We start from the raw sequence: 23,899 nt of genomic DNA on the forward strand, positions 1-23,899 counted from the left end.
TCGTCGTCCGGCCTTTTCTTCTCTTCCCCCGCAACGTGCCTTCATCTCTATAAAACCTTTCATTTTGTGTGTTTTTTACACAAACATGAAATATCAGACAATTCCGTGACTTAAGAAAATTTATACAAATCAGCAATATACCACTTAAGGAGTATATAAAGGTGAATTTGATTTACATCAATAAGCGGGGTTGCTGAATCGTTAAGGTAGGCGGTAATAAAAAAGAAATCGAGGCAAAAATGAGCAAAGTCAGACTCGCAATTATCGGTAACGGTATGGTCGGCCATCGCTTTATCGAAGATCTTCTTGATAAATCTGATGCGGCCAACTTTGATATTACCGTTTTCTGTGAAGAACCGCGCATCGCTTATGACCGCGTACACCTCTCGTCTTACTTCTCTCACCACACCGCCGAAGAGCTGTCGCTGGTGCGCGAAGGCTTTTACGAGAAACACGGCATCAAAGTTCTGGTCGGCGAACGCGCTATCACCATCAACCGCCAGGAGAAGGTGATCCACTCCAGCGCCGGGCGCACCGTTTTTTATGACAAGCTGATCATGGCGACCGGTTCCTACCCGTGGATCCCGCCAATCAAAGGTTCTGATACTCAGGACTGCTTTGTCTATCGCACCATTGAAGACCTCAACGCCATTGAATCCTGCGCACGTCGCAGCAAGCGCGGTGCCGTTGTTGGTGGCGGCCTGTTAGGTCTGGAAGCCGCTGGCGCGCTGAAAAACTTAGGTATTGAAACCCACGTTATCGAATTTGCCCCTATGCTGATGGCGGAACAGCTTGATCAGATGGGTGGCGAGCAGCTGCGTCGCAAAATCGAGAGCATGGGTGTACGCGTTCACACCAGCAAAAACACCCTTGAGATTGTGCAGGAAGGTGTTGAAGCGCGTAAAACCATGCGTTTTGCCGACGGCAGCGAGCTGGAAGTTGACTTTATCGTCTTCTCTACCGGTATCCGTCCACGCGATAAGCTGGCAACCCAGTGTGGTCTGGACGTAGCTCCGCGTGGGGGTATCGTCATTAATGATTCCTGCCAGACTTCCGATCCGGATATCTACGCCATCGGTGAATGCGCAAGCTGGAACAACCGTGTATTTGGTCTGGTAGCACCTGGCTACAAAATGGCGCAGGTCGCCGTTGACCACATTCTCGGTAGCGAAAACGCCTTTGAAGGTGCTGACCTTAGCGCCAAGCTGAAACTGCTGGGCGTAGACGTAGGCGGTATTGGTGATGCGCACGGTCGCACGCCTGGCGCACGTAGCTACGTTTACCTCGACGAAAGCAAAGAGATCTACAAACGCCTGATTGTCAGCGAAGACAACAAAACCCTGCTCGGTGCGGTACTGGTGGGCGATACCAGCGACTACGGTAACCTGCTGCAACTGGTGCTGAACGCTATCGAGCTGCCGGAAAACCCGGATTCCCTGATCCTGCCGGCGCACTCTGGTAGCGGTAAGCCGTCTATCGGTGTTGATAAACTGCCGGACAGCGCGCAAATCTGCTCCTGCTTCGACGTCACTAAAGGCGACCTGATTGCTGCCATCAACAAAGGCTGCCACACCGTTGCGGCGCTGAAAGCCGAAACCAAAGCGGGTACTGGCTGCGGTGGCTGTATCCCGCTGGTCACTCAGGTACTGAACGCGGAACTGGCGAAACAGGGCATCGAAGTTAACAACAACCTGTGCGAACACTTTGCTTATTCGCGTCAGGAACTGTTCCATTTGATCCGCGTTGAAGGCATTAAAACCTTCGAAGAACTGCTGGCGAAACACGGCAAAGGCTACGGTTGTGAAGTTTGTAAACCAACCGTCGGTTCGCTGCTGGCCTCCTGCTGGAACGAATACATTCTGAAGCCGGAACATACTCCGCTGCAGGATTCTAACGACAACTTCCTCGCTAACATCCAGAAAGACGGCACCTACTCGGTGATCCCGCGCTCTCCGGGCGGTGAAATCACCCCGGAAGGGCTGATGGCGGTAGGTCGTATCGCGCGTGAATTTAATCTCTACACCAAAATCACCGGCTCCCAGCGCCTGGCGATGTTTGGCGCACAGAAAGACGATCTGCCGGAAATCTGGCGTCAGCTGATTGAAGCCGGCTTCGAAACCGGTCATGCCTATGCGAAAGCACTGCGTATGGCGAAAACCTGCGTGGGTAGCACCTGGTGCCGCTACGGTGTTGGCGATAGCGTCGGCCTCGGCGTGGAACTGGAAAACCGCTACAAAGGCATCCGTACTCCGCACAAAATGAAGTTTGGTGTCTCCGGCTGTACCCGTGAATGTTCAGAGGCTCAGGGTAAAGACGTGGGCATCATCGCCACCGAAAAAGGCTGGAACCTGTATGTTTGCGGTAACGGCGGCATGAAACCGCGTCATGCGGATCTGCTGGCAGCGGATATCGATCGCGAAACGCTGATCAAATATCTCGACCGCTTCATGATGTTCTACATCCGTACCGCCGACAAACTGACGCGTACCGCACCGTGGTTAGAAAACCTTGAAGGCGGCATTGATTACCTGAAAGCGGTGATCATTGACGACAAACTGGGGCTGAACGCACATCTGGAAGAAGAGATGGCGCGCCTGCGTGAAGCGGTAGTGTGTGAGTGGACTGAAACGGTCAATACGCCGTCTGCGCAGACTCGCTTCAAACACTTCATCAACAGCGACAAGCGTGACCCGAACGTGCAGATGGTGCCAGAGCGCGAACAGCACCGTCCGGCAACGCCGTATGAACGTATCCCGGTAACTCTGGTGGAGGACAACGCATGAGCCAGTGGAAAGACATCTGCAAAATCGATGACATCCTGCCTGAAACCGGCGTCTGCGCGCTGTTAGGTGACGAGCAGGTAGCAATTTTCCGCCCGTATCACAGCGACCAGGTGTTTGCGATCAGCAACATCGATCCGTTCTTCGAGTCCAGCGTGCTGTCACGCGGGCTGATTGCAGAACACCAGGGCGAGCTGTGGGTCGCCAGCCCGCTGAAAAAACAGCGTTTTCGCTTAAGCGACGGTTTGTGCATGGAAGACGAGCAGTTTTCCGTCAAGCATTACGAAGCGCGAGTGAAAGACGGCGTGGTACAGCTGCGCGGTTAATGTTTTAACGGGAGGCGCAATGCCTCCCCTTTTTGCATTGTCCTGTAATGACCTTCGGTATATTGCAGGACATTTTTTAAACTTTTTGTTTTATTTTTTGTTTTTATTTTTTAAAGGATAATCAAATGTTTACAGACACTATTAATAAGTGTGCGGCTAATGCTGCGCGCATTGCACGCCTGTCGGCAAATAACCCGCTCGGCTTTTGGGTCAGCTCCGCTATGGCGGGGGCGTATGTGGGTCTTGGAATCATCCTAATTTTCACGCTCGGTAATTTGCTCGATCCGTCCATACGTCCTCTGGTGATGGGCGCGACCTTTGGTATCGCCTTAACGCTGGTGATTATCGCCGGTTCTGAACTGTTCACCGGACACACCATGTTCCTCACCTTAGGGGTGAAAGCGGGCACCATCAGCCACGGGCAAATGTGGGCAATCCTGCCGCAAACCTGGCTGGGTAACCTGGTCGGTTCCGTCTTCGTTGCCATGCTTTATAGCTGGGGCGGCGGTAGCCTGCTGCCGGTAGATACCAGCATCGTTCACTCCGTCGCGCTGGCTAAAACTACCGCACCGGCAATGGTACTGTTCTTCAAAGGCGCATTGTGTAACTGGCTGGTTTGTCTGGCAATCTGGATGGCGCTGCGCACTGAAGGAGCGGCGAAATTTATCGCTATCTGGTGGTGTCTGCTGGCATTTATCGCGTCCGGCTATGAGCACTCCATCGCTAACATGACCCTGTTTGCGCTCTCCTGGTTCGGCAACCACAGCGAAGCCTACACGCTGGCGGGTATTGGTCATAACCTGCTGTGGGTGACGCTGGGTAATACTTTATCGGGCGCCGTATTCATGGGATTGGGTTATTGGTATGCTACGCCGAAAGCGAATCGTCCGATTGCGGACAAATTTAATCAAACTGAAACGGCTGCCGGTTAATTACTAAGGGGTTTTTACGTGGATCATTTGCCTATATTTTGCCAATTACGCGATCGCGACTGTCTGATTGTCGGCGGTGGTGATGTCGCGGAACGCAAAGCAAGGTTGCTGTTAGACGCAGGTGCTCGCTTAACGGTGAATGCATTAGCGTTTATTCCACAGTTCACCGCATGGGCAGATGCAGGCATGTTAACTCTCGTCGAAGGGCCATTTGATGAAAGCCTTCTCGACACCTGCTGGCTGGCGATTGCAGCGACGGATGATGACGCGCTTAACCAGCGCGTCAGCGAAGCCGCTGAAGCTCGTCGCATCTTCTGTAACGTGGTCGATGCACCGAAAGCCGCCAGCTTTATTATGCCGTCGATTATTGACCGCTCACCGCTCATGGTAGCGGTCTCCTCTGGCGGCACCTCGCCGGTACTGGCACGTCTGTTGCGCGAAAAACTTGAATCACTGCTGCCGTTGCATCTGGGCCAGGTGGCGAAATATGCCGGGCAGTTACGCGGTCGAGTGAAACAACAGTTCGCCACGATGGGTGAACGTCGCCGCTTCTGGGAAAAATTGTTCGTTAACGACCGCCTGGCGCAGTCGCTGGCAAACAACGATCAGAAAGCCATTACTGAAACCACCGAACAGTTAATCAACGAACCGCTCGATCATCGTGGTGAAGTGGTGCTGGTTGGTGCAGGTCCGGGCGATGCCGGGCTGCTGACGCTGAAAGGTCTGCAACAAATTCAGCAAGCTGATGTGGTGGTCTACGACCGTCTGGTTTCTGACGATATTATGAATCTGGTACGCCGTGATGCGGATCGTGTCTTCGTCGGTAAACGCGCGGGATATCACTGCGTACCGCAGGAAGAGATTAACCAGATCCTGCTGCGGGAAGCGCAAAAAGGCAAACGCGTGGTGCGTCTGAAAGGCGGCGATCCGTTTATTTTCGGCCGTGGTGGCGAAGAGCTGGAAACACTGTGCAACGCGGGCATTCCGTTCTCGGTGGTTCCGGGTATTACCGCAGCTTCTGGTTGCTCTGCCTATTCGGGTATTCCACTTACGCATCGCGATTATGCTCAGAGCGTACGCTTAATTACCGGACACTTAAAAACCGGTGGCGAGCTGGACTGGGAAAATCTGGCGGCAGAAAAACAGACGCTGGTGTTCTATATGGGGCTGAATCAGGCCGCGACCATTCAGCAAAAACTGATTGAACACGGAATGCCTGGTGAAATGCCAGTGGCGATTGTTGAAAACGGCACTGCGGTCACGCAACGCGTGATTGACGGTACGCTCGCGCAGCTAGGTGAACTGGCTCAACAAATGAACAGCCCATCATTAATTATTATTGGTCGGGTCGTTGGCCTGCGCAATAAATTAAATTGGTTCTCTAACCATTAATTTAAAAAAAATTAACTAAGGCCGGATATTTCCGGCCTTTTTTTATTTACAAACATACTTATATTAATGTTTATTTTCAGCATACATAAAACAAACTTTTAACTAATTTATTTTAATAACGCCCTGCAGTTACAGCGGCTTACAAATATAAGCATAATATTCATAGTCCGTTCACTGACGCATAATAGATATTCCTGTATCGTCTTTAGCGAGCTGTTTGCTTATATTCACATAATCAATGAATATTACTCGATATATTTTACATAGGGAATGAAAATGAACAAGTTTATTAAAGTGGCACTGGTTGGTGCAGTTCTGGCAACATTAACTGCATGTACTGGTCATATTGAAAACCGTGAAAAGAACTGCTCTTACGACTACCTGCTGCACCCGGCAATTTCTATTTCTAAAATCATTGGCGGCTGCGGTCCTACTGCACAGTAAGTCTCTGACTGAAATTAGCTAACGCTGATTTAATTACCTGACGCCCTCGGGATTACCTGAGGGCGTATTTGTTTTTGTATTAACTCCGTAAACGTCATTCACAACGATTAAATACTGCCAATACTCTCACGCAAAATCCGCAGTACCGTCTCCTCACCGCTACGATTAGGATTAATGCGAATCGCACAATGTTCTAATTGCGGATTCGCCTGGCGAAACGTTCCGGAAAGACGGTAAAAAAGCGGCGGGATTTCATATTTCGACTCCGCGCCCACCGGGTAAGGCAACGCGCCGCGCTTTTGCGCCTCTTCCAGCACCCTGGCGGCAATCGGCTGATGAAACTCCACAATCAACACCTTCGACTGCGCATTAGCAATGACGGCGCTTTTCACTTCCGGTACTGCGCCACCGTTGAGCAAGGCCAGCAGCCGTTCAGATACCCCCGCCTGCACCGCGTGCATCACTGGCGCGAACACCAGCCCACGCAACACTTCCAGCGCCTGAGCGCCCTGAATCTGGCTGCCGCCGGAGTAAAGCGTGGCACGAATCCGACGAATAACATCGGCATCACCTACCACCGCGCCAACGCCCTCTGGCCCAAACAGCTTGAAACAGGAGAATGTCGAGACATTCGCCCCGCATTCGCAGCCGATTCGCGCTACCTTCATCACCGCATAGTTGTCATCGGTTAACGCTGGAACGCCAGACGAGCGCAACGTTGCCAGCACATCTGCCAGAATGTAGCTGTCCCGCGGTTGCTGGCGCGTATGCTGTACCAGCGCCGCATCCGGTTGTTGCGCTTCGACGACCTGCTTCAGTGCCGCCAGGTCATTGAAATCAGCAGTGATAAGCGTCAGCCCCATCTGCTCAACAATGACCTGAGTCGTCGGATAAACAGGCGCGTCATGCACCAGAAGACGCTGCCCCGGTTTGAGCAAAGCCGCCAGCCCGGCGCGAATCGCTCCAGTCCCCGCGCCCTGCACCAGCGCCGCGGCCTGTGCGTGAAATGCATCAGCCAGCACCTGCTCCACCCGTTGGGTAATACGCGGTTGATTCAGACCTGGAGTTAACCCTAAATCACCGCCAGTAAGAAACTCGCTGCCGGGGAAATGGCGACAAATGCTATCCACCAGCGCAAACTGCTTTTGCTGCGCCTCAATAATCGTCAGGCTTTGCAGAGGAAACGTCTTCATCGATGCCTTCCTTAAGCCGGAACGAACAGGCCAAGCCAGTAAAGAACATTCAGCAGGATGCCGGTGATCATTACTGCCACGACCGGTGCCGCCATTTTCTGTACCGGACGGCCCAGAGATTCGTTGAGGAAGTAAATGGCAACCGCGATAGAGAATCCGGTATAACCCGCCATCTTAATTGCTGCGAAAATCGAACCGACCAGCAGAGCCACTTCCATCAGCATATTCATGGCGTTACGGATGTTATCCGACGCATTACGCACCGACGGGTAGCGCCCCAGCCATTTGCCGATCGAACGAAGCAGCAAGACTTCTGCCGAAATAACCACGGCACCTAATACCGCTGCAACCATCGGATTCGGCGAGAGATAGCCCACCGCATAAACAAAGGTAAAGCCCGCAACTGCATATACGCCGGTGGCTAACGCGGTGGTGGCAATCAACGGCACAAATCCCAGTCCGCGCATGAATTCTGCCAGAGCTGCCTGGTTAATCAGCGTTTGCGATTGTTCCGGCGTTACGCCTACGGAATATGCTTTCTCCAGTGTGAAGATCGAAACTTCGCTACCAGCAAAAATCTTCATGCTGGCAACGGCAGCAATCAATGCCCCCACGATAGCGATATAGGGTAAGTTTTTGATAATCCGCGACGTACGTTCTTCAAACACCGAAAGCCCGCTGGCATCGATGTCATTTTCATCACGATGACGCAGGTCGTGAGTTATCGCGATCCCCAGCAGCATTACCATGCCAATAAAGATTTCGATGGATTCCGGATTGAGATGCGGGAAATAGCGCACTACCACCACACGGGTCATCAGCACAACCACGGCGGCGATCAGACTTTGCTTCCAGCCAAACTGGTAGAAAATCGCCACCAGTGGGAACAGTGCAAAAGCTGAAACCACCGGCGAGCTTAATTCCCCCAGACTACCTAATACATCCACCGGTAGCGCGGTCAGCAGCTGGTTTACTGGCAACAGGCAGGTGAGGATCAATATCCCCCAGATAGCGCCAAGGCCAAACGCCATCAGGCTGTTTATCGCCAGTACGCCGAGGATATCGGTAGGAAGAAAGAGTAGCCATGCGTTTAGCAGCCCGGTTTTCAGGGTAAAAGAGATCCCCACCGAGGCCACAAAACCAATGCTCAGACCAAAAGCGATACTCCCCGCCTCGCGACGGTTCATATAGCCTTCAATCAGTTGCGGCAGGATCGGGCGGATACCGTCATGAAAAACAGCCGCCGAGCGATGCGCCAGAAGCGATGTCATACCCGTCAGGCACGCCACCACGATAATCTGAATATACAGATCCATAGTCGTGCCTTTTATTTCAGATGGTTAATCAACATCGGAATCGCGTGTTCGACGTGCTCAACGGAAAGCCCAAATGCGACTTTCCCTTCGGCGATCATTTTGGCGATATGTTCGTCTTTCGCTTTAATGCCCGGCTTGGCAATAGTGCAACTTTTGTTATAGCCAATCACCGCGATGGCAATCGACAATGCCGCGCCCGCACCGGTATTACACGCGCCGATGTAGTAATCCAGTTGCCCGGATTTCACCTTCATCGCTGCTTCCATATCGTTATGAATGAAAACTTCAAAACAGCCTGGAGCCGTCGCTTCAATGGTTTTTTTAATCTGCTCACGCTGTAAGCCTGCAACGCCAATCTTTTTCATGAGTCTGTCCTTATTGGAAAAATTGAGAGGGATTTTCACGTAACATCACATCCACATCGGCCTGACTGAATCCTGACTGGCGCAATTGCGGAATAAAGGTGGTCAATAAAAAGTCATAGCCATAACCACCGTTGGCTTTTAAATGGGAGCGGCGCGTAATATCCATCGACAGCATGACGCGGTTCAGCAACCCACGGTCGCGTAGTGCATGAAGCATCGCAATACGCTTTTCGTCCGGGTAGTAACTGTTCTTACCAATGGTGTCGAACTGCACGTACGCGCCGAGATCGATCATCTTCAAAATGTTGTCGAGGTTGTCTTTCAGATCGCAGTGACCAACGGTGACGCGCGAAAGATCAACCCCGTGGGCTTGCAACAGAGCCAGTTGTTCCAGCCCCATCGTGCTGAACGACGTATGTGTGGAGATCGGGCGTCCGGTCTGGTTATGTGCCAGCGCGGCGGCAATAAACACCTTCTCTTCCAGCGGCGTAATCTTTCCTTCGCTGGAGCCAATCTCCGCGATGATCCCGGCTTTCAGTTCCGTGCCATCGATACCCTGCTCAATTTCATCGACCATCTCTTGCGCCAGTTCCTGCACGCTGCGGGTCGCCACATGTTCCGGGAAAAACGCGTCCTGGTAATAACCGGTACAGGCCACCACGTTGATCCCGGTTTCGCGCATTACATCAAGCATAAATTGCGCATTGCGCCCCATGTAACGGTTGGTCATCTCAATCACATTACGCACGCCCTGGGCCATCAGGTCGTTCATCTCCTGGCAAATGAACGCATACTGATCAAGGCGGCAGTCCACGTTGTTTTTAAAGCCGGAGAGATCAATATGCAGATGCTCATGGGCCAGGGTGTAACCCGTCGGATCAAAACTCATAGGGTGTCTCCTGCAAACCGGAGGGAGGAAAGAAAAGAGCGACCATTTTGTGGCGGTGGCGCACGGAAAAATTCACACACGGTAGCCCCCACATCAGAAAGCGTGGTGCGAACACCAAGCTGCGTGGCAGCCAGGCCTTGCTGAAAAACCAGCACAGGCACGACTTCGCGGGTATGGTGGCTGTGACCGATTGTCGGGTCGTTACCATGATCAGCCATGACGATCAGACAGTCATCTGGCTGCATCGCCTCAACCAGGAGAGCAAGATTACGGTCAACGACCTGCAAACGTTCGGCATAACGTGCGACGTCTTCTGCGTGACCAGCGAGGTCGGTTTCCTGAATGTTGGTGCAAATAAACGCTGTCTGATGGGTGATAAATTCGTCGAGGGTGATATCCATAATCCGCTGGCTATCCACCAGGTTTTGCCAGCTCACGCCATAAGGATTGTTGACGATATCTGCCACCTTACCCACCAGCACGGTTGGCACGCCTGCTTCATACAGTTTTTGCGGCACCTGCACTTTTTCATCGACGCCATAGCCCATATGCACGACCTGGAAACCATTGTCATAAGCGCCAGAACGCGGCGCATTAATACCAATAAAGCGCCCTTCTTTGCTTTCTGCGGCATCGAGAATACGCTGACTGTCGGTTAACAGGCCGCCAAATGTAATGACCCGACCGACCTGTACCTGGTCACGCACGATACGACCAATTTTGATTGCGTCGTCAAAAGAGATCACAGAGAGATTGGCGGTAATGTTATAGACCTGGCCTAAATCCGCCTCGAGATTATCGCCAATCGCAACCGCCTGATTGACCCACAGAAATTGCAGATCATCACCACGACGCTCCACCTGCCAACCAGCGTTAAGTAATGCTTGCTCAACACGGTCAATCACATCGCGAAAGGGCATCCGTAGCGGCGGTAACGGGCGCGTGCCTAAAATTTCCTGATGCCCCATAAAGGTATCGCCACCTTCATGTTGCAGCTCTGCCACACCCCAGGTTGCGGAATCTGACGGTTGCATATCTCCAGGCGCATAACCCAATGCGTTGATTAGCCCCATTTTCTCCAGCGTTGGCAGCTGCAAATGCGGCAGCTGGCTCAAAATGTGACCACAGGTATTCGCTCCCGCATCTTGCGGGCGCACCAGCGTGACATCTTTCATTGCGCCTACGCCAAAGCTATCAATCACTAACACCACAAATCGCGCCATTACGCCCCCAGAGCGTTTCCAAGACTGTCATAACGACCGACGATTTCCGGTTCGCCACGCTGAATACCCGATACCAGCACCACATCACTGCGGGTAACAAAAACTTGTGTACGAAAACAGAGCACTACGGCACTACTCACCGGAAACTCGCCTGCTAACGGCAGGGTGTAGTCGATACTGCTGTCATCTACAGTTTTGAGGTTGGTTTCAGTAATCTTTTGATTTTCTTTAGTAAAAACCAGAGCGCGGTGAGCATGACCACGACGGTAGTAACCGCCGCCGTAGCAGTAGCTGTCGCCACGGAAATGATGGGAGATTTCACTTAACCAGAGCATGGCGATACGTTCAGGCTGATCGCCCTGCTGGTTTGCCGGAATAGTACCGGTCAGCGCATGCCCGGGTTCGGCATGGGTAACACCGTATTGCGCCAGCAATGGCAGCGAAGTGCAGCTGGTCGCTGAAGGCGCGTTCAGTTGCTCAATCGCAATACCAGATTTCGCCAGTTGATCCCGTGCTTGTACCAGCGTGTGAAGATTTGGTGTCGGCAAAACTTTCCCGGCAGCCTCATCCCAAAGCAGGCAAGGGAAATGGGTTAGTCCCGCTAAATGTAGTCCTGGTAGTTTTTGGATTTCAGCGACAATGTCATGCAGCGTGTTTTGGGGAAAACCGCTCTCCTGGCCCGGATAAAGAAAATCATCATCGCTATAAACTTTGAGCAGCACAGACTGCACACGTCCGGCCTTCACCGCTGCTGCAGAAACTTCCCGCGCTTTATCGAGAGTAAACACGGTGATGACGTCAGTTCCCTGTGCAACGGCGTCAGAAACCTGGTGACAAGGGATTTGCACCAGATGTCCCTGATGCGCCACCGGCAGACCGGCGCGGCGCATGACCCGCGCCTCTTTGTAATCCACCGCCACAATGCCGCTGTAGCCCAGTGCCAGAAGTTTTTCCGCCAGCCACGGATTACGGCCAAACTGCTTGGTCATCAGATACAGCTCAATGCCGTAAAGCCGCGCCGTCTCAATCAGCCTCTTACCGTTTTCCAGTATCTGATCCACGTCGACAACCCAACTGTCCGGGGCGATCTTGCCCTGTTGCCACAAGCTTAGTGCGGCGGAAATCAGCGCTGGGTTCTGGCGTTTCAATGCTTCTATAAACATCTTGTTGCCTCGTTTCTATTCCTTGAATTAAACATTCATTTTTTTGAATATTTAAGTTATGTGACGCGGATTTGCCGTATAACTCAGACACCTTCGTTGGCGGCCATCCATAATCCATAGAGATTGGCCAGCAAATACCCTTCTTCACACGGGTTAATTTCCAGCGCGAATTCCTTCAATAGCACCTGATGCAATTGCACAATCGCTGGCCAGTATGTGGATTGCGCCAGTTCCGCCAGTAATTCGTCATCCAGCGGCAGTATGTGTTCGCCCCGACGACTGCGCATCAGCGCACTCGCCATATGCGTCATCGCCATCGTTCCCTGCTCGCTGCGTATGGGAAGATGGCATTCTGTTTCCAGTACTTTGACGACCTGCATCATGCCTTTGCAGATGTCCTTATCAATGACTCCTGCCTCGCAAAGCAGGTTGAGTCTGTTTTCCATTTAAGACGCCTTTCGCTTAATAACTGGGTTCAAGTTCCCCACTGACGACTCGCTGTTGATGAGCAAGCAGGGCATGTTTATCAACAACCGCACGTAGCAATTGTTGCATCGGGTAATCATCGGCTCGCGTTAGCACCACGGCTTCAGTGGCCTGTAAAAATAGCGGATCGTTCGTCAGCGGCGTCGCTTCTAATCCCAGCATGGCCAGTTCGCTTTCCGCCACCGCGTTCCAGATAACCGCATCGACATCGCCTTTAGCAATGCGTTGTAAACTCTCGTGATATGAGAGGTCGACGCGCTCCACATCGCTATTGCCAAAAAAGACATCGGTCATGATTTTCTGATCCGCCGAGCGGTTATCCAGCCCCACGCGTTTCACGTTGCCGGACGCCCCTTTACGGCAAATCAGCTGGTGCTCGCCAACGTAGGTATGCGGCCCCAACTCCAGCGCGAGGCATAACCCTTTTTGCGTGAGATAACTTTCTGCCGCCAGGCGGGACACTACCGCCATGTCATACACGCCGTTAAGCAAACACTCCACGCGAATATCCGCGCCACGCATATGCGCATAGTAAAAAGGAATGCCATCAAACTGGGCTTTCAATCCGCTCGCCAGTCCTTCGTACAAACGGGTATAGGGCAAGGGCATCGCACATACCACGTTGTTGATATCCACATGAGTCAGCAATGCTTTGTTATCCATCTCGACCAGATAACTGCCATTGCGCCCACGGCGTTCAATTCTTATCGCGCCGCTTGATTCCAGCGTTTTCAGCGCGGCCTGTGTCAGACCAACCGATGAATGGCACTCAGTTGCCAGTTCATCTATTGTTTTCAATCGATTACCGCACTTTTCACCTAACAGATAACGAGCCAGAGTCGTGATGACGACGCCTTCTTTTTTGATAAACGTTCGACGCATAGTATATTTTCAATAAAGTGAATATTTATATCTTCATTAAAATGAAGATAAGTGGCAACCAAGAGATGTGGAAACGGCGAGGCACTTCACATTTTTTCGGGTTGTTGCGAAAAGAGGATAAAAAAACCGGGTTTCCCCGGTTTCAGAGTGATGATAAAAGCAAAATTGCCTGATGCGCTACGCTTATCAGGCCTACATTTCCTTGCAATATGTGCATTACTTTGTAGGCCGGATAAGGCGTTCACGCCGCATCCGGCATGAACAAAGCGCAATTTGCCAGCAATAGTGAATTACGGCTTCGCCACAAAACCAATCGCTTCATACACCGCTTTCAGCGTACGGGAAGCGTGCGCGCTGGCTTTTTCTGCACCGTCTTTCATCACCTGTTGCAGGAAGGCTTCGTCATTGCGGAAACGGTGATAGCGTTCCTGCAATTCAGTCAGCATACCGGAAACGGCATCAGCCACTTCGCCTTTCAGATGACCATACATCTTGCCTTCAAACTGTTTTTCCAGTTCCGGGATGCTCTTGCCAGTAACTGCAGAAAGGATATCCAGCAGGTTGGAAACGCCCGCTTTGTTCTGCACATCGTAGCGAACTACCGGTGGCTCGTCGGAGTCAGTGACCGCGCGTTTGATTTTCTTCACTACCGATTTCGGATCTTCCAGCAGGCCGATAACGTTATTGCGGTTATCGTCAGACTTGGACATCTTCTTGGTCGGCTCCAGCAGCGACATTACACGCGCGCCAGATTTCGGAATAAACGGCTCCGGCACCTTAAAGATATCGCCGTACAGCGCGTTGAAACGCTGGGCGATATCGCGGCTCAGTTCGAGGTGCTGTTTCTGGTCTTCACCCACCGGTACCAGATTAGTTTGATACAGCAGGATGTCCGCAGCCATCAGCACCGGGTAGTCAAACAGACCAGCGTTGATGTTCTCGGCATAACGCGCAGATTTATCTTTAAACTGCGTCATGCGGCTCAGTTCGCCGAAGTAGGTATAGCAGTTCAGTGCCCAGCCTAACTGCGCATGTTCCGGTACGTGGGACTGAACAAAAATGGTGCTTTTCTCAGGATCGATGCCACATGCCAGGTACAACGCCAGCGTATCCAGCGTCGCTTTACGCAGTTTCTGTGCGTCCTGGCGCACGGTGATCGCGTGTTGGTCAACGATACAGTAAATGCAATGGTAGTCATCCTGCATGTTTACCCACTGACGCAGCGCACCCATGTAGTTACCAATGGTCAATTCACCTGAGGGCTGTGCGCCACTAAAAACGATGGGCTTAGTCATTTTTCGATTCCTGATTTTCGCTATGCGGAAGCCCTAATGCGGGCAGAAGGTCATTTATAGAGTGATAAATTACATCAGGCTGGCTGAGATCGATAGCCTCGCCGTAGTTATATCCGTAGGTTAAGCCAACTGATGGGCAACCTGCCGCTTTTGCCGCCTGAATATCATTGCGTGAGTCGCCAACAAACAGCATCTGTTGTGGGGCAATTCCCATCCGCTCAGCCACCAGTAACAGCGGGTCCGGATGCGGTTTTTTGTTTTGCACATCATCACCACCAATCACCACGCTGAAGTATTTGGCGATATCTAAGGCTTCGAGCAGCGGCGCAACGAACGGCGTCGGTTTGTTGGTAACCAGGCCTAGCGGCAGGCCTTTAGCCTGCAACGCGCCCAGCGTATCGGCAACGTGCGGGAACAAAAACGTCCCCTCTTCGGCAACTTCGCCATAGTAGCGATCGAACAGTTTACGCAGAATACGTACCTGTTCTTCTGCCGGAATGTCGTCATCAACGGGCGGTTTCCCCATTGTTTTACGCAGAGTCGCACGTTCCTGACGCGCCCAGGTCAATGCGCGCTCCATCAGAACATCTGCGCCGTTACCAATCCAGGTAATAACGCGTTCTTCACCTGCAACAGGCAACTCCAGCGCATACAGCGCCATATCTACCGCAGCAGCAAGACCAGGAGCACTGTCCACCAGCGTACCGTCGAGATCAAAAGCGACGCCGCGAATATCTTCAAACTTATTCATGACTTACCTTTGCCAGTTCACTGCGCATTTCATCAATGACTTTTTTGTAGTCTGGCTGGTCGAAGATTGCCGAACCGGCGACGAACATATCCGCTCCCGCCGCAGCGATTTCGCCAATGTTGTTCACCTTCACGCCACCGTCCACTTCCAGACGGATATCAAAACCCGACTCATCGATGCGGCGGCGCACTTCGCGCAGTTTATCTAATGTTTGCGGAATGAAAGACTGACCGCCGAAACCAGGGTTGACGGACATCAGCAGGATCACATCCAGCTTGTCCATTACGTAATCCAGATAGCTCAATGGTGTCGCCGGGTTAAATACCAGCCCCGCCTTACAGCCATTTTCTTTAATCAGTTGCAGCGTGCGGTCAACATGCTCGGAGGCTTCTGGATGAAAGGTAATGATGCTGGCGCCAGCAGCAGCGAAATCAGGCACAATACGATCGACCGGTTTCACCATCAGATGCACGTCGATAGGGGCGGTAATGCCGTAGTTACGCAAGGATTTCAGCACCATTGGCCCAATTGTCAGGTTGGGAACATAGTGGTTATCCATGACGTCAAAATGCACGACATCAGCGCCAGCTGCCAGGGCCTTTGCGGTATCTTCACCCAGGCGGGCAAAATCAGCCGACAGAATTGAGGGGGCAATCAAATACTGTTTCATCCGCTTCTCCTTGAGAATTATTTTTTCGCGGGTGAAACGACTCCTGGTTTGTACAAAGCCAGCAGTTCGTCCACCTTTTTACGTGTGCCGCCGTTGCTGCTTATACTGCGTCGAACTTTGACGACATGCAATTTTGCGCGCTGATACCACTCACGCGTTAACATCGTATCGTGATTGGAGATCAGCACAGGAATATGGCGATCAACCAGACCTTCTGCGATCTCCGCCAGATGGGCTTGTTGTTCAAGCGTAAAACTGTTTGTGTGATACGCCGTGAAGTTAGCGGTCGCAGAAAGCGGCGCATAAGGCGGATCGCAATAGACGACGGATGCATCATCTGCGCGCGCCATGCTGTCGGCGTAAGACTCACAATAGAAAAAGGCATTCTGCGCTTTTTCGGCAAAATGATACAACTCAGCTTCCGGGAAATAGGGCTTTTTATAACGGCCAAACGGCACGTTAAATTCACCGCGCAGATTGTAACGGCACAAACCGTTGTAACCGTAGCGGTTCAAATATAAAAACAGTACTGCCCGACGCAAGGGATCCTGGCTTTTGTTGAACTCTTCGCGGAACTGATAGTAGACCTCCGCGCAATTTGTTTCGGGAACAAACAGCTCGCGGGCAGCCTGCACATACTCTTCAGTACGCGTCTTTACAATGTTGTAGAGACTAATCAGATCGCTGTTGATATCAGCAAGGATATAACGAGAAAAGTCGGTGTTAAGAAACACCGACCCGGCACCAACAAAAGGCTCAACCAGACATTCGCCCTTAGGCAAATGCCGTTTAATATCATCAAGCAAGGGATATTTGCCCCCTGCCCACTTCAAAAAAGCGCGATTTTTCTTCATGCTGACTAACTAATTACACCTTCTCCGGCTGTGGAGAAAGCTCCGACAGCATCCAGCGCTTCAGGCAGTTCCCGCAACGGTTATCCATTGCGGGAAATAGCCTTGATTACTTCAGATCGGCCTGTACCTGACGCAGCGGTTTCGCCCAAGGATTTTTGGCCTGGACATCGGCTGGCAATGTAGATACCGCTTTTTTCGCTTCTTCTTTCGAAGCGTACACGCCAGAAACCAGGACATACCACGGCTGACCATTACGCGTCGTTTCATAGACAACGTAGTTTTTCAGGTTCTCTTTCTTCGCCCAACCGTTCAGGTTGTCGTAGTTAGAGGAACTGCTCAACTGCAGAGTGTAATGGCTTGACGGTGCCGATTTCAACGAACCAACATTACCCGTGCTCTTCGCCCCAGCAGCTGGTGTTGTCGTGGTTTGCGCCGGAGATGCCGTTTGTGTCGGCTCCGTGCTGGCAGTCGCATTCGGCGCTGGCGTTGCCGCTGGCGTAGAAGTCGCAGCCGGTGCCTTCGAGCTCGCCACTGGCGCTGCTGGTTCGGTACGCTTCGGTTGCTGTGCTACCGGCTTCGGTTCGGTTTTCACAGTTGCTTGCGGTTTTTTCGGTTCAATCACTGCCTGCTGACGCGGCGGACGCGTGGTGGTCGGACGTTCAGCGGTTTGCGTTTTTGCCGTGTCGCGCGATGCATTGCCATTGCGTACTGGCGCAACCGTTGCGGGTTCGGTCGGCAATGTCGAATTTACCGCCACATTGTTCAGCTGTTGCTGATTTTGCGGCTGGGTCAGGGCATTGTTCAGATCACCCTGTACTTCAACACGCTGTTGACCATCCGTTGTCGCCGGGGTTTGCCCCTGGGTCGGCGTAGAAGAAATCGGCGGCAGAGAAACATCCTGCTGAGTATTTTCCGCAGACGTGGTTCCCGGTGCTGGCTGCACGCCATTCGCCTGATCGGTCGCATTGCCAGCAAGATCAATACTCTTCTCGCCAGACGCAGTTTGATCGCTGGAAGAGGTCGAGGGGGCTTTTAACGCAGAACCGATACCGATGATCAACAGCAACAGAACAAGAATACCGACGCCCATCATCATATACTGACGAGAAGCAGGTTTGCTGGCTGCTTTTTTGCGCTTACGCGGACGACGCTCTACGCGCTCTTCATCCACCGTTTCATCTTCGGATTCGTCATATTCTTGTTCGATTTCCGGTTCTTCATTGCGCTCTTTTTGCGCACGAGTCGGACGGCGATCGTCAGTTTCATCAAGTTCAATATCATCAAAATTGATTTGCGGTTCGCCACGTTCAGTACGTTCAGAACGCTCAGAAGATTGACGAGAACGACCAGTACGACGATCGCTGGGATCGGGTTTCAGCTCGTCTTCTGGTTTGAATTCATCCATTTAACACCCCACTAAAAGGTTAATGCTTACCACGTTGCAATTAACCTGAAGCTAATAAACCGCCGGATAAGCGGCCTGACCTTTCTTGTTGTTACGCTAACTGACAATCAGCAATGGCGTTAAGAACGATATCGTGCGAAACACCGCCGCGAACTTCGCTCTTACCAATTGCCAGCGGAAGAATTAAGCGCATTTCTCCCGCAAGAACTTTCTTGTCACGCAGCATATGCGGTAAATATGCCTGCGCGGACATTTCGCGCGGCCCATTGACCGGTAACCCAGCCCGCGTGAGCAGGGTAATAATACGCTGCGTTTCGGCAGAACTGAACTGCCCGAGACGTTCCGATGTGCGCGCCGCCATTACCATACCCGCAGCAACCGCTTCACCGTGTAGCCAATTACCATAGCCCATTTCAGCTTCAATGGCATGACCAAAGGTATGTCCAAGATTGAGTAAAGCACGTAAGCCAGCTTCACGCTCGTCGGCGGCGACAACTTCTGCTTTCAGCTCACAGCAGCGGCGAATACAGTACGCCATTGCAGGGCCATCCAGACGAAGCAGCGCGTCGAGATTCTCTTCCAGCCAATGGAAAAACTCGCCGTCAAGAATAATGCCGTATTTGATGACTTCCGCTAGCCCCGAAGCCAACTCACGCTGAGGAAGCGTTTTCAGACAATCGAGATCTACCACCACCGATGCAGGTTGGTAAAACGCGCCAATCATGTTTTTACCGAGGGGATGGTTTACCGCGGTTTTGCCGCCAACGGAGGAGTCAACCTGCGACAATAGCGTCGTTGGGACTTGAATGAAGCGAACGCCGCGCTGATAGCTCGCCGCCGCGAAACCGGTAAGATCGCCCACCACGCCGCCGCCAAGTGCAACCAGTGTAGTATCGCGGCCATGCGGCTTTTGCAACAACGCTGTAAAGACGGTGTCGAGTACTGCCAGGCTTTTATACTGCTCGCCGTCAGGGAGGATAACGCTATCGACGTTAACACCCGCCTGTTCAAGTACGCCGCGGACCTTATCGAGATACAGAGGAGCCAGGGTTTCGTTGGTGACCAACATCACCTGCTCGCCCGATTTCAGCGGTAAGAATGAAGCTGGTTCGTTAAACAAACCAGATGCGATGGTAATTGGGTAACTACGTTCCCCGAGAGTGACGACTATCCTCTCCATAACGCGACATCCACCTTAATTACTGTACCCGCAGACGAGTGTATTTAAAGCCAGAATTAGTTGCTTTCCAGCATGTTAATAATCTGGTTTGCGACCACTTTAGCGCTTTGGTCATCAGTACGAATGGTCACGTCGGCAATCTCTTCATACAGCGGATTGCGTTCATTGGCCAACGCTTCCAGAACTTCACGTGGCGGTGTTTCAACGTGCAGCAACGGGCGTTTTTTATCACGCTGCGTGCGTGCAAGTTGCTTTTCGATGGTCGTTTCAAGATAAACGACAACGCCACGAGCGGAAAGACGGTTACGCGTTTCGCGGGATTTCACAGAGCCGCCGCCAGTAGCCAGCACAATACCCTGCTTCTCGGTCAATTCATTGATGACCTTTTCTTCGCGATCGCGGAAGCCTTCTTCGCCTTCTAAATCGAAAACCCAGCCCACATCAGCTCCGGTTCGTTTCTCAATCTCTTGATCGGAATCGTAAAATTCCATATTGAGTTGTTGAGCTAACTGGCGCCCAATAGTGCTTTTTCCGGCACCCATAGGCCCAACCAGAAAGATATTGCGTTTCTCTGCCATTTTTTCGGTACTACTAAGACTATTCGTTAATGATAAACCCGCTTCGCTCAGAGAGCGCAGCAGGACATGAACTGAAACCTCATAAGATATTGCGAGAGTCAGACTGAAAATTATCTCAATACTCCAGCAGGTTTGGCAACTGAATAAATCGCCCATCCCTCTGCATATCTGGTCGCTGCAGGCATGCTGCCTTGCTATCACCGCTTTGGCGATAAATCACCGGGTAAGATTAGCGTAAAAAAGACAGCAAAATGCCGCCTGAATGATAAATCATCATCATAAAACGCAGGCAGCTAAGAGCACCAACTCTCAAATCGGTACTCCTTGTATGCTAAATACCTGCGCGCGTCAAATAGATGAAACACGTTCAACGTAAAAACATCACCGCTTTTGCGGCGGTTTACTCACTGGAAACCAGTCGTGGCGTGATAAACACCACTAACTCACGTCGTTCATCTTCTTTTCCATCATGACGAAATAATTGCCCGAACCAGGGAATGTCACCCAACAACGGTACGCTATCCTGACCCGATTTATTTTTACGGGTAAAAATGCCGCCCAGCGCCAACGTTTCTCCGCTTTTGACCTCGACTTGCGTTTCGATCTCCTGCTTATCAATTGCCAGCACTTCGCCATCGGCTTGTTGAAGGACCTGCCCCGGAACGTTCTGGCTGATGTGTAATTTCAGCCGGATGCGACCTTTTTGTAACACCGTGGGCGTGACCTCCATTCCCAGTACCGCCTCTTTAAACTCCACCGATGTTGCACCACTTTCACCACTGGAAACCTGATACGGAATTTCGCTTCCCTGTTTAATGCTGGCAGGCTGGAGATGCGAAGCCAGTAAACGTGGGCTAGCGATAATATCCAGTTGCTGTTTCTGTTCTAGTGCGGAAAGCTCCAGATCCAGCAAACGTCCGTTGATCCGCCCAATGTTAAAACCGATATGCGTCGTCGCCGTCGCCACCGCGAGATCGCTACCGAGCGTAGTTACTTGCCCAACGCCGCCAGCGTGTTGCGCATCGGCCAGCGTCCATTTCACGCCTAACTCACGCAAACTTTTTTCATTAATGGTGACAATATGCGCCGACAGTTCAACCTGGCCTACCGGCAAATCCATTTGCGCTACCCACTGTTCAAGGGCGCTTAACGCCGTTTTGTTATCTCGTAGCAAAAGGCGATTGGTGCGTTTATCGACGGTCATACTCCCTTTGGCACTCAGTAGCTTCTCCCCCGCTTTCGCCAGCTCTCCGGCGTCGGCGTATTGCAGAGTAATATTGCGATTTTCCAGCGGCAGATTTGCCTGCGCCCGCGCCTGCTCCGCCTCCTGGCGGGCGATATTGTCATTCTGCCAGGCAATGGAATGCACTGAGAGAATGTTGCCCTCCTGGCGCGTTATCAGTCCGGCGCTTTTCACTACAGTTTGTAGTGCCTGCTTCCAGGGAACATCTGTTAGATGTAACGACACCGTACCGCTGACGTCTGGCGACACCACCAGGTTTAGCTTCTCCTGTTCGGCCAGCACCTGCAAAACCTGAGCAACCGGAACGTCATCCACCATCAGCGTCACTTTTTGCGGCTTTGCCGCCTGCACGATGGGCATCATCATCAACAGTAGTGCGGCTATCCATTGCTTCATTTGTATCTCCTTGCCGTTGCCACAACCATTGTGGCGGTTCGCAGTTTGTCCCGGTTCCCAGCGTTAGTGTGTCTGGCGTCAGCTGTAAGATCGTCCAGCCGTTTTCCAGCACATCGTTTTGCTGCACCCGTCGCCATTTCTTTTGCCCATCTTTTATTACGCCGATAACGCGCTCGCCTCTTCCTACCATCCCCTGATAGCGCCACTGGGTAAGTTCGCTAATCCGGCATAGATCTTCCGGTGGTTTAAACGGGTCGCGCATGCCGGTTAATAGCCATAATGCAACACCAGCCAGCAGCCAACGTTTAGCCATCATTCGCCCCCTCCAGTTGGAGCGTGAACAAGAGTTCATCACCTTCCACGCTTAACGAAAAACGACTTACGCTGACGTTGCGCTCTGCCAGTCGTGTAAATGCCGACGGCACCGCTTCCCAGAGCGTTTTCAACGCCAACTCGCCTCCCTGGGCTGACGGATGCCAGTAAACCAGTTGCGCGCCAGGCAACTGAAAATCCAGCGGCGAAAAGGGCAACGTCTTTTCTTCGCGGATGGGTGTGGTGTCTACCAGGCGATGCAGTGCAGCCCACTGCTGGTGATTACTTGCCCGCAGTCGAATTAATGCGTCGCTCTCTTCCTGATGGGCCAATGAAAGAACGATGATTGTGAATAACACCAGCAACCAGACTGCCCAGCCAAACTGACGGGTACGAGGAGATGTGGTAAACCACCAGTCAAAGAGCGAGTTCATCGCTAACCTTCCTTGTTAACTGATACGCAAATTGCCAGCGCCCTTGTGCATCCTGCTGCGTGGCCCCTCGCTGGTTGAGCTGAAAAGAGGCATCCTCACGGAGTGACTTCTCCAACACATTTAGTGCTGTGATGTTCGACGTAAGTCCTTTGACCTCCAGCGTTCCCTGCTGCCAGCTCAGCGTGGTCAGCCAGGCTTTTTCTGGTAAAAGCGTCGCCAGCGCTTCCAGCGCTGGTTGCCAGTCGCGGGTAAATTGTCGCTGACGCTGACGTCGCAAATGCTGTTCGCGTAACTGTTGGCGTTCCAGCAAACGTGGCTTAGTGACCTGTAAGCTACGGGCGAGTTGTTGTTCTCCCTCGAGCAAAATGGCGTCTACGCGTGCTTCGGCGTTATATGCCAGACGCTGCATTAGCGTTATCCCTACGGTCAGCAGCAGAGGGGCAACAAACATCTGCAACCAGAAGCGAAAAAAGGCCGCACGGCGTTGCTGTCGCCAGGGCAAAAAATTGATTGGTGGGTTCATTAGCGACTCTCCCCAAGCGCCAACCCCAGCGCAATGGCGAAGTCTCCACCTGGTGGCGGTAGCGGCGGCTGACGAACAGAAACCGCCTCCCAGGGGTCAAATCCGCCTTCGCCGCATATTGCGATACTGTCGGGGTCCACGGATAACATCGCTGCAAGGTCATTCGCGCTTGTCATCCCCACCACCAGCTTGCGCCCCCAGTTATAACGCGTCGCCCACAACCACTGTTCGTGGTCACACCAGGCCAGACATTGCTTGTGAGGGGGTAAAAAAGGCAGAAACCGTTGTAAAGCGCAGGCATCTGGGGTAATCGCGCTAACGTGAACACGCAATCTTTCTGCCAGGGTAAGTAACGTTGCCAACTCTTTGCTTTGCGCGGCGGTCACGTTATAGGCCGGGCTTAGTGAATCTTCGCTATAATCGAAGCGCAGAGAGTCCGGTTCCATATCCAACTCGCGTGCCATTGTGTCTGCCAGCCATGCCGTTTGCTCTCGCTCACCGAGAGACATCGCCGGGCGTGGAAATGCCCTCTGTAACGTTCGACCAGCAGGAAATGCCAGCATAATGTGATGTCGATGCGGCAGTTCACGACTCCACGGTAACAACGTTTTTGCCAGCCGCTCTGTATCGAGAATGCGTCCATCTTTGATAATGTCTGTCGCCAGCGGCAAACGCCACCAACGTTGCAAAAAACATTCTTTTGCACCACGCACGATAGCAACCGCCACCGCTTCTTGCTGTTGTAAATGCAACCCAATTTGCCAGTTCTTAAATGCCATTGTGATGATCTCCTTATCACCCGTCACTCTGACGGGTATATCAATGCGTCTGGCTTGCCTTTATACTACCGCGCGTTTGTTTATAAAC

At 52.1% G+C, this 23,899-nt stretch carries 25 protein-coding genes; 5 read left to right on the forward strand and 20 right to left on the reverse strand.

The features are described from left to right. Positions 1-239: 239 nt before the first annotated feature. The 5 genes from nirB (at position 240) to D9736_RS15915 (ending at position 5,874) form a co-directional block, all read left to right on the forward strand. Positions 240-2,783 carry an NADPH-nitrite reductase large subunit gene (gene nirB / locus D9736_RS15895; RefSeq protein ID WP_000049213.1) on the forward strand — a complete coding sequence of 848 codons (2,544 nt, stop codon included), beginning with the start codon at positions 240-242 and terminating at the stop codon, positions 2,781-2,783. Further along, the gene (gene nirD, locus D9736_RS15900; RefSeq protein ID WP_000084764.1) at positions 2,780-3,106 is read left to right on the forward strand and encodes a nitrite reductase small subunit NirD; all 327 of its coding nucleotides are present in this window, start codon (positions 2,780-2,782) and stop codon (positions 3,104-3,106) included. The genes nirB and nirD overlap by 4 nt, the downstream gene beginning before the upstream one ends. A gap of 125 nt (positions 3,107-3,231) precedes the next feature. After that, positions 3,232-4,038 carry a nitrite transporter NirC gene (nirC, locus tag D9736_RS15905; protein ID WP_130258683.1) on the forward strand — a complete coding sequence of 269 codons (807 nt, stop codon included), beginning with the start codon at positions 3,232-3,234 and terminating at the stop codon, positions 4,036-4,038. A gap of 18 nt (positions 4,039-4,056) precedes the next feature. Beyond that, positions 4,057-5,430 carry a siroheme synthase CysG gene (gene cysG / locus D9736_RS15910; protein ID WP_130217628.1) on the forward strand — a complete coding sequence of 458 codons (1,374 nt, stop codon included), beginning with the start codon at positions 4,057-4,059 and terminating at the stop codon, positions 5,428-5,430. Between the two features lie 276 nt (positions 5,431-5,706). Further along, complete coding sequence (locus tag D9736_RS15915) at positions 5,707-5,874, forward strand: YhfL family protein (RefSeq protein WP_064527562.1); 168 nt, start codon at positions 5,707-5,709, stop codon at positions 5,872-5,874. Between the two features lie 107 nt (positions 5,875-5,981). Here the strand turns inward: D9736_RS15915 and D9736_RS15920 are convergent, their stop codons facing one another. The 20 genes from D9736_RS15920 to hofM all read right to left on the reverse strand — a co-directional run bounded on the left by D9736_RS15920 (position 5,982) and on the right by hofM (position 23,811). Further along, a complete protein-coding gene (locus D9736_RS15920; RefSeq protein WP_130258684.1) occupies positions 5,982-7,067 on the reverse strand; it encodes an aminotransferase class I/II-fold pyridoxal phosphate-dependent enzyme in 1,086 nt (361 codons plus the stop codon). Positions 7,068-7,078: 11 nt separating this feature from the next. Next, positions 7,079-8,383: a YhfT family protein gene (locus tag D9736_RS15925; RefSeq protein ID WP_130258685.1), complete on the reverse strand. Its 1,305-nt coding sequence runs from the start codon at positions 8,381-8,383 to the stop codon at positions 7,079-7,081. 11 nt (positions 8,384-8,394) lie between these two features. After that, positions 8,395-8,748 carry a DUF2620 domain-containing protein gene (locus D9736_RS15930; RefSeq protein WP_000719728.1) on the reverse strand — a complete coding sequence of 118 codons (354 nt, stop codon included), beginning with the start codon at positions 8,746-8,748 and terminating at the stop codon, positions 8,395-8,397. Between the two features lie 10 nt (positions 8,749-8,758). Continuing rightward, positions 8,759-9,637, reverse strand: a complete 879-nt coding sequence (locus D9736_RS15935) for a phosphotriesterase-related protein (protein ID WP_130258686.1) — start codon at positions 9,635-9,637, stop codon at positions 8,759-8,761. Further along, positions 9,634-10,860: a phosphopentomutase gene (locus D9736_RS15940; RefSeq protein WP_130217634.1), complete on the reverse strand. Its 1,227-nt coding sequence runs from the start codon at positions 10,858-10,860 to the stop codon at positions 9,634-9,636. Before D9736_RS15940 ends, D9736_RS15935 begins: the two co-directional genes overlap by 4 nt. Further along, positions 10,860-12,023, reverse strand: a complete 1,164-nt coding sequence (locus D9736_RS15945; RefSeq protein WP_130258687.1) for a YhfX family PLP-dependent enzyme — start codon at positions 12,021-12,023, stop codon at positions 10,860-10,862. Before D9736_RS15945 ends, D9736_RS15940 begins: the two co-directional genes overlap by 1 nt. A gap of 83 nt (positions 12,024-12,106) precedes the next feature. Beyond that, the gene (locus D9736_RS15950) at positions 12,107-12,469 is read right to left on the reverse strand and encodes a PRD domain-containing protein (RefSeq protein ID WP_130208951.1); all 363 of its coding nucleotides are present in this window, start codon (positions 12,467-12,469) and stop codon (positions 12,107-12,109) included. 16 nt (positions 12,470-12,485) lie between these two features. Then, a complete protein-coding gene (yhfZ, locus tag D9736_RS15955; protein ID WP_130258688.1) occupies positions 12,486-13,391 on the reverse strand; it encodes a GntR family transcriptional regulator YhfZ in 906 nt (301 codons plus the stop codon). Between the two features lie 290 nt (positions 13,392-13,681). Further along, the gene (gene trpS, locus D9736_RS15960) at positions 13,682-14,686 is read right to left on the reverse strand and encodes a tryptophan--tRNA ligase (RefSeq protein ID WP_130208955.1); all 1,005 of its coding nucleotides are present in this window, start codon (positions 14,684-14,686) and stop codon (positions 13,682-13,684) included. Then, on the reverse strand, positions 14,679-15,437 hold the full coding sequence (gph, locus tag D9736_RS15965) for a phosphoglycolate phosphatase (RefSeq protein WP_130217640.1): 759 nt from the start codon (positions 15,435-15,437) through the stop codon (positions 14,679-14,681). The genes trpS and gph overlap by 8 nt, the downstream gene beginning before the upstream one ends. Further along, the gene (rpe, locus tag D9736_RS15970; protein WP_000816280.1) at positions 15,430-16,107 is read right to left on the reverse strand and encodes a ribulose-phosphate 3-epimerase; all 678 of its coding nucleotides are present in this window, start codon (positions 16,105-16,107) and stop codon (positions 15,430-15,432) included. The genes gph and rpe overlap by 8 nt, the downstream gene beginning before the upstream one ends. Before the next feature lie 17 nt (positions 16,108-16,124). Further along, positions 16,125-16,961: an adenine-specific DNA-methyltransferase gene (gene dam / locus D9736_RS15975; protein ID WP_130217642.1), complete on the reverse strand. Its 837-nt coding sequence runs from the start codon at positions 16,959-16,961 to the stop codon at positions 16,125-16,127. Positions 16,962-17,067: 106 nt separating this feature from the next. After that, complete coding sequence (damX, locus tag D9736_RS15980; protein ID WP_130258689.1) at positions 17,068-18,366, reverse strand: cell division protein DamX; 1,299 nt, start codon at positions 18,364-18,366, stop codon at positions 17,068-17,070. Between the two features lie 91 nt (positions 18,367-18,457). Next, positions 18,458-19,546 (reverse strand): 3-dehydroquinate synthase, encoded by a 1,089-nt coding sequence (gene aroB, locus D9736_RS15985; protein WP_130208963.1) that lies wholly within the window; start codon positions 19,544-19,546, stop codon positions 18,458-18,460. 56 nt (positions 19,547-19,602) lie between these two features. Continuing rightward, positions 19,603-20,124: a shikimate kinase AroK gene (aroK, locus tag D9736_RS15990; protein WP_001507994.1), complete on the reverse strand. Its 522-nt coding sequence runs from the start codon at positions 20,122-20,124 to the stop codon at positions 19,603-19,605. A gap of 400 nt (positions 20,125-20,524) precedes the next feature. Beyond that, positions 20,525-21,763 carry a DNA uptake porin HofQ gene (gene hofQ, locus D9736_RS15995; protein WP_130258690.1) on the reverse strand — a complete coding sequence of 413 codons (1,239 nt, stop codon included), beginning with the start codon at positions 21,761-21,763 and terminating at the stop codon, positions 20,525-20,527. Beyond that, positions 21,675-22,079, reverse strand: coding sequence for a DUF2531 family protein (locus D9736_RS16000; RefSeq protein WP_130258691.1), 405 nt, complete (start codon positions 22,077-22,079; stop codon positions 21,675-21,677). Before D9736_RS16000 ends, hofQ begins: the two co-directional genes overlap by 89 nt. After that, positions 22,069-22,509 carry a DNA utilization protein HofO gene (locus D9736_RS16005; protein ID WP_130258692.1) on the reverse strand — a complete coding sequence of 147 codons (441 nt, stop codon included), beginning with the start codon at positions 22,507-22,509 and terminating at the stop codon, positions 22,069-22,071. The genes D9736_RS16000 and D9736_RS16005 overlap by 11 nt, the downstream gene beginning before the upstream one ends. Further along, positions 22,493-23,032, reverse strand: coding sequence for a PilN domain-containing protein (locus D9736_RS16010; protein WP_130258693.1), 540 nt, complete (start codon positions 23,030-23,032; stop codon positions 22,493-22,495). Before D9736_RS16010 ends, D9736_RS16005 begins: the two co-directional genes overlap by 17 nt. Next, positions 23,032-23,811 carry a DNA utilization protein HofM gene (hofM, locus tag D9736_RS16015; protein WP_130258694.1) on the reverse strand — a complete coding sequence of 260 codons (780 nt, stop codon included), beginning with the start codon at positions 23,809-23,811 and terminating at the stop codon, positions 23,032-23,034. Before hofM ends, D9736_RS16010 begins: the two co-directional genes overlap by 1 nt. Positions 23,812-23,899 lie beyond the last annotated feature (88 nt).

It is taken from the genome of Escherichia sp. E10V10 (genome assembly GCF_004211985.1).
In the GTDB taxonomy this organism is placed as follows: domain Bacteria; phylum Pseudomonadota; class Gammaproteobacteria; order Enterobacterales; family Enterobacteriaceae; genus Escherichia.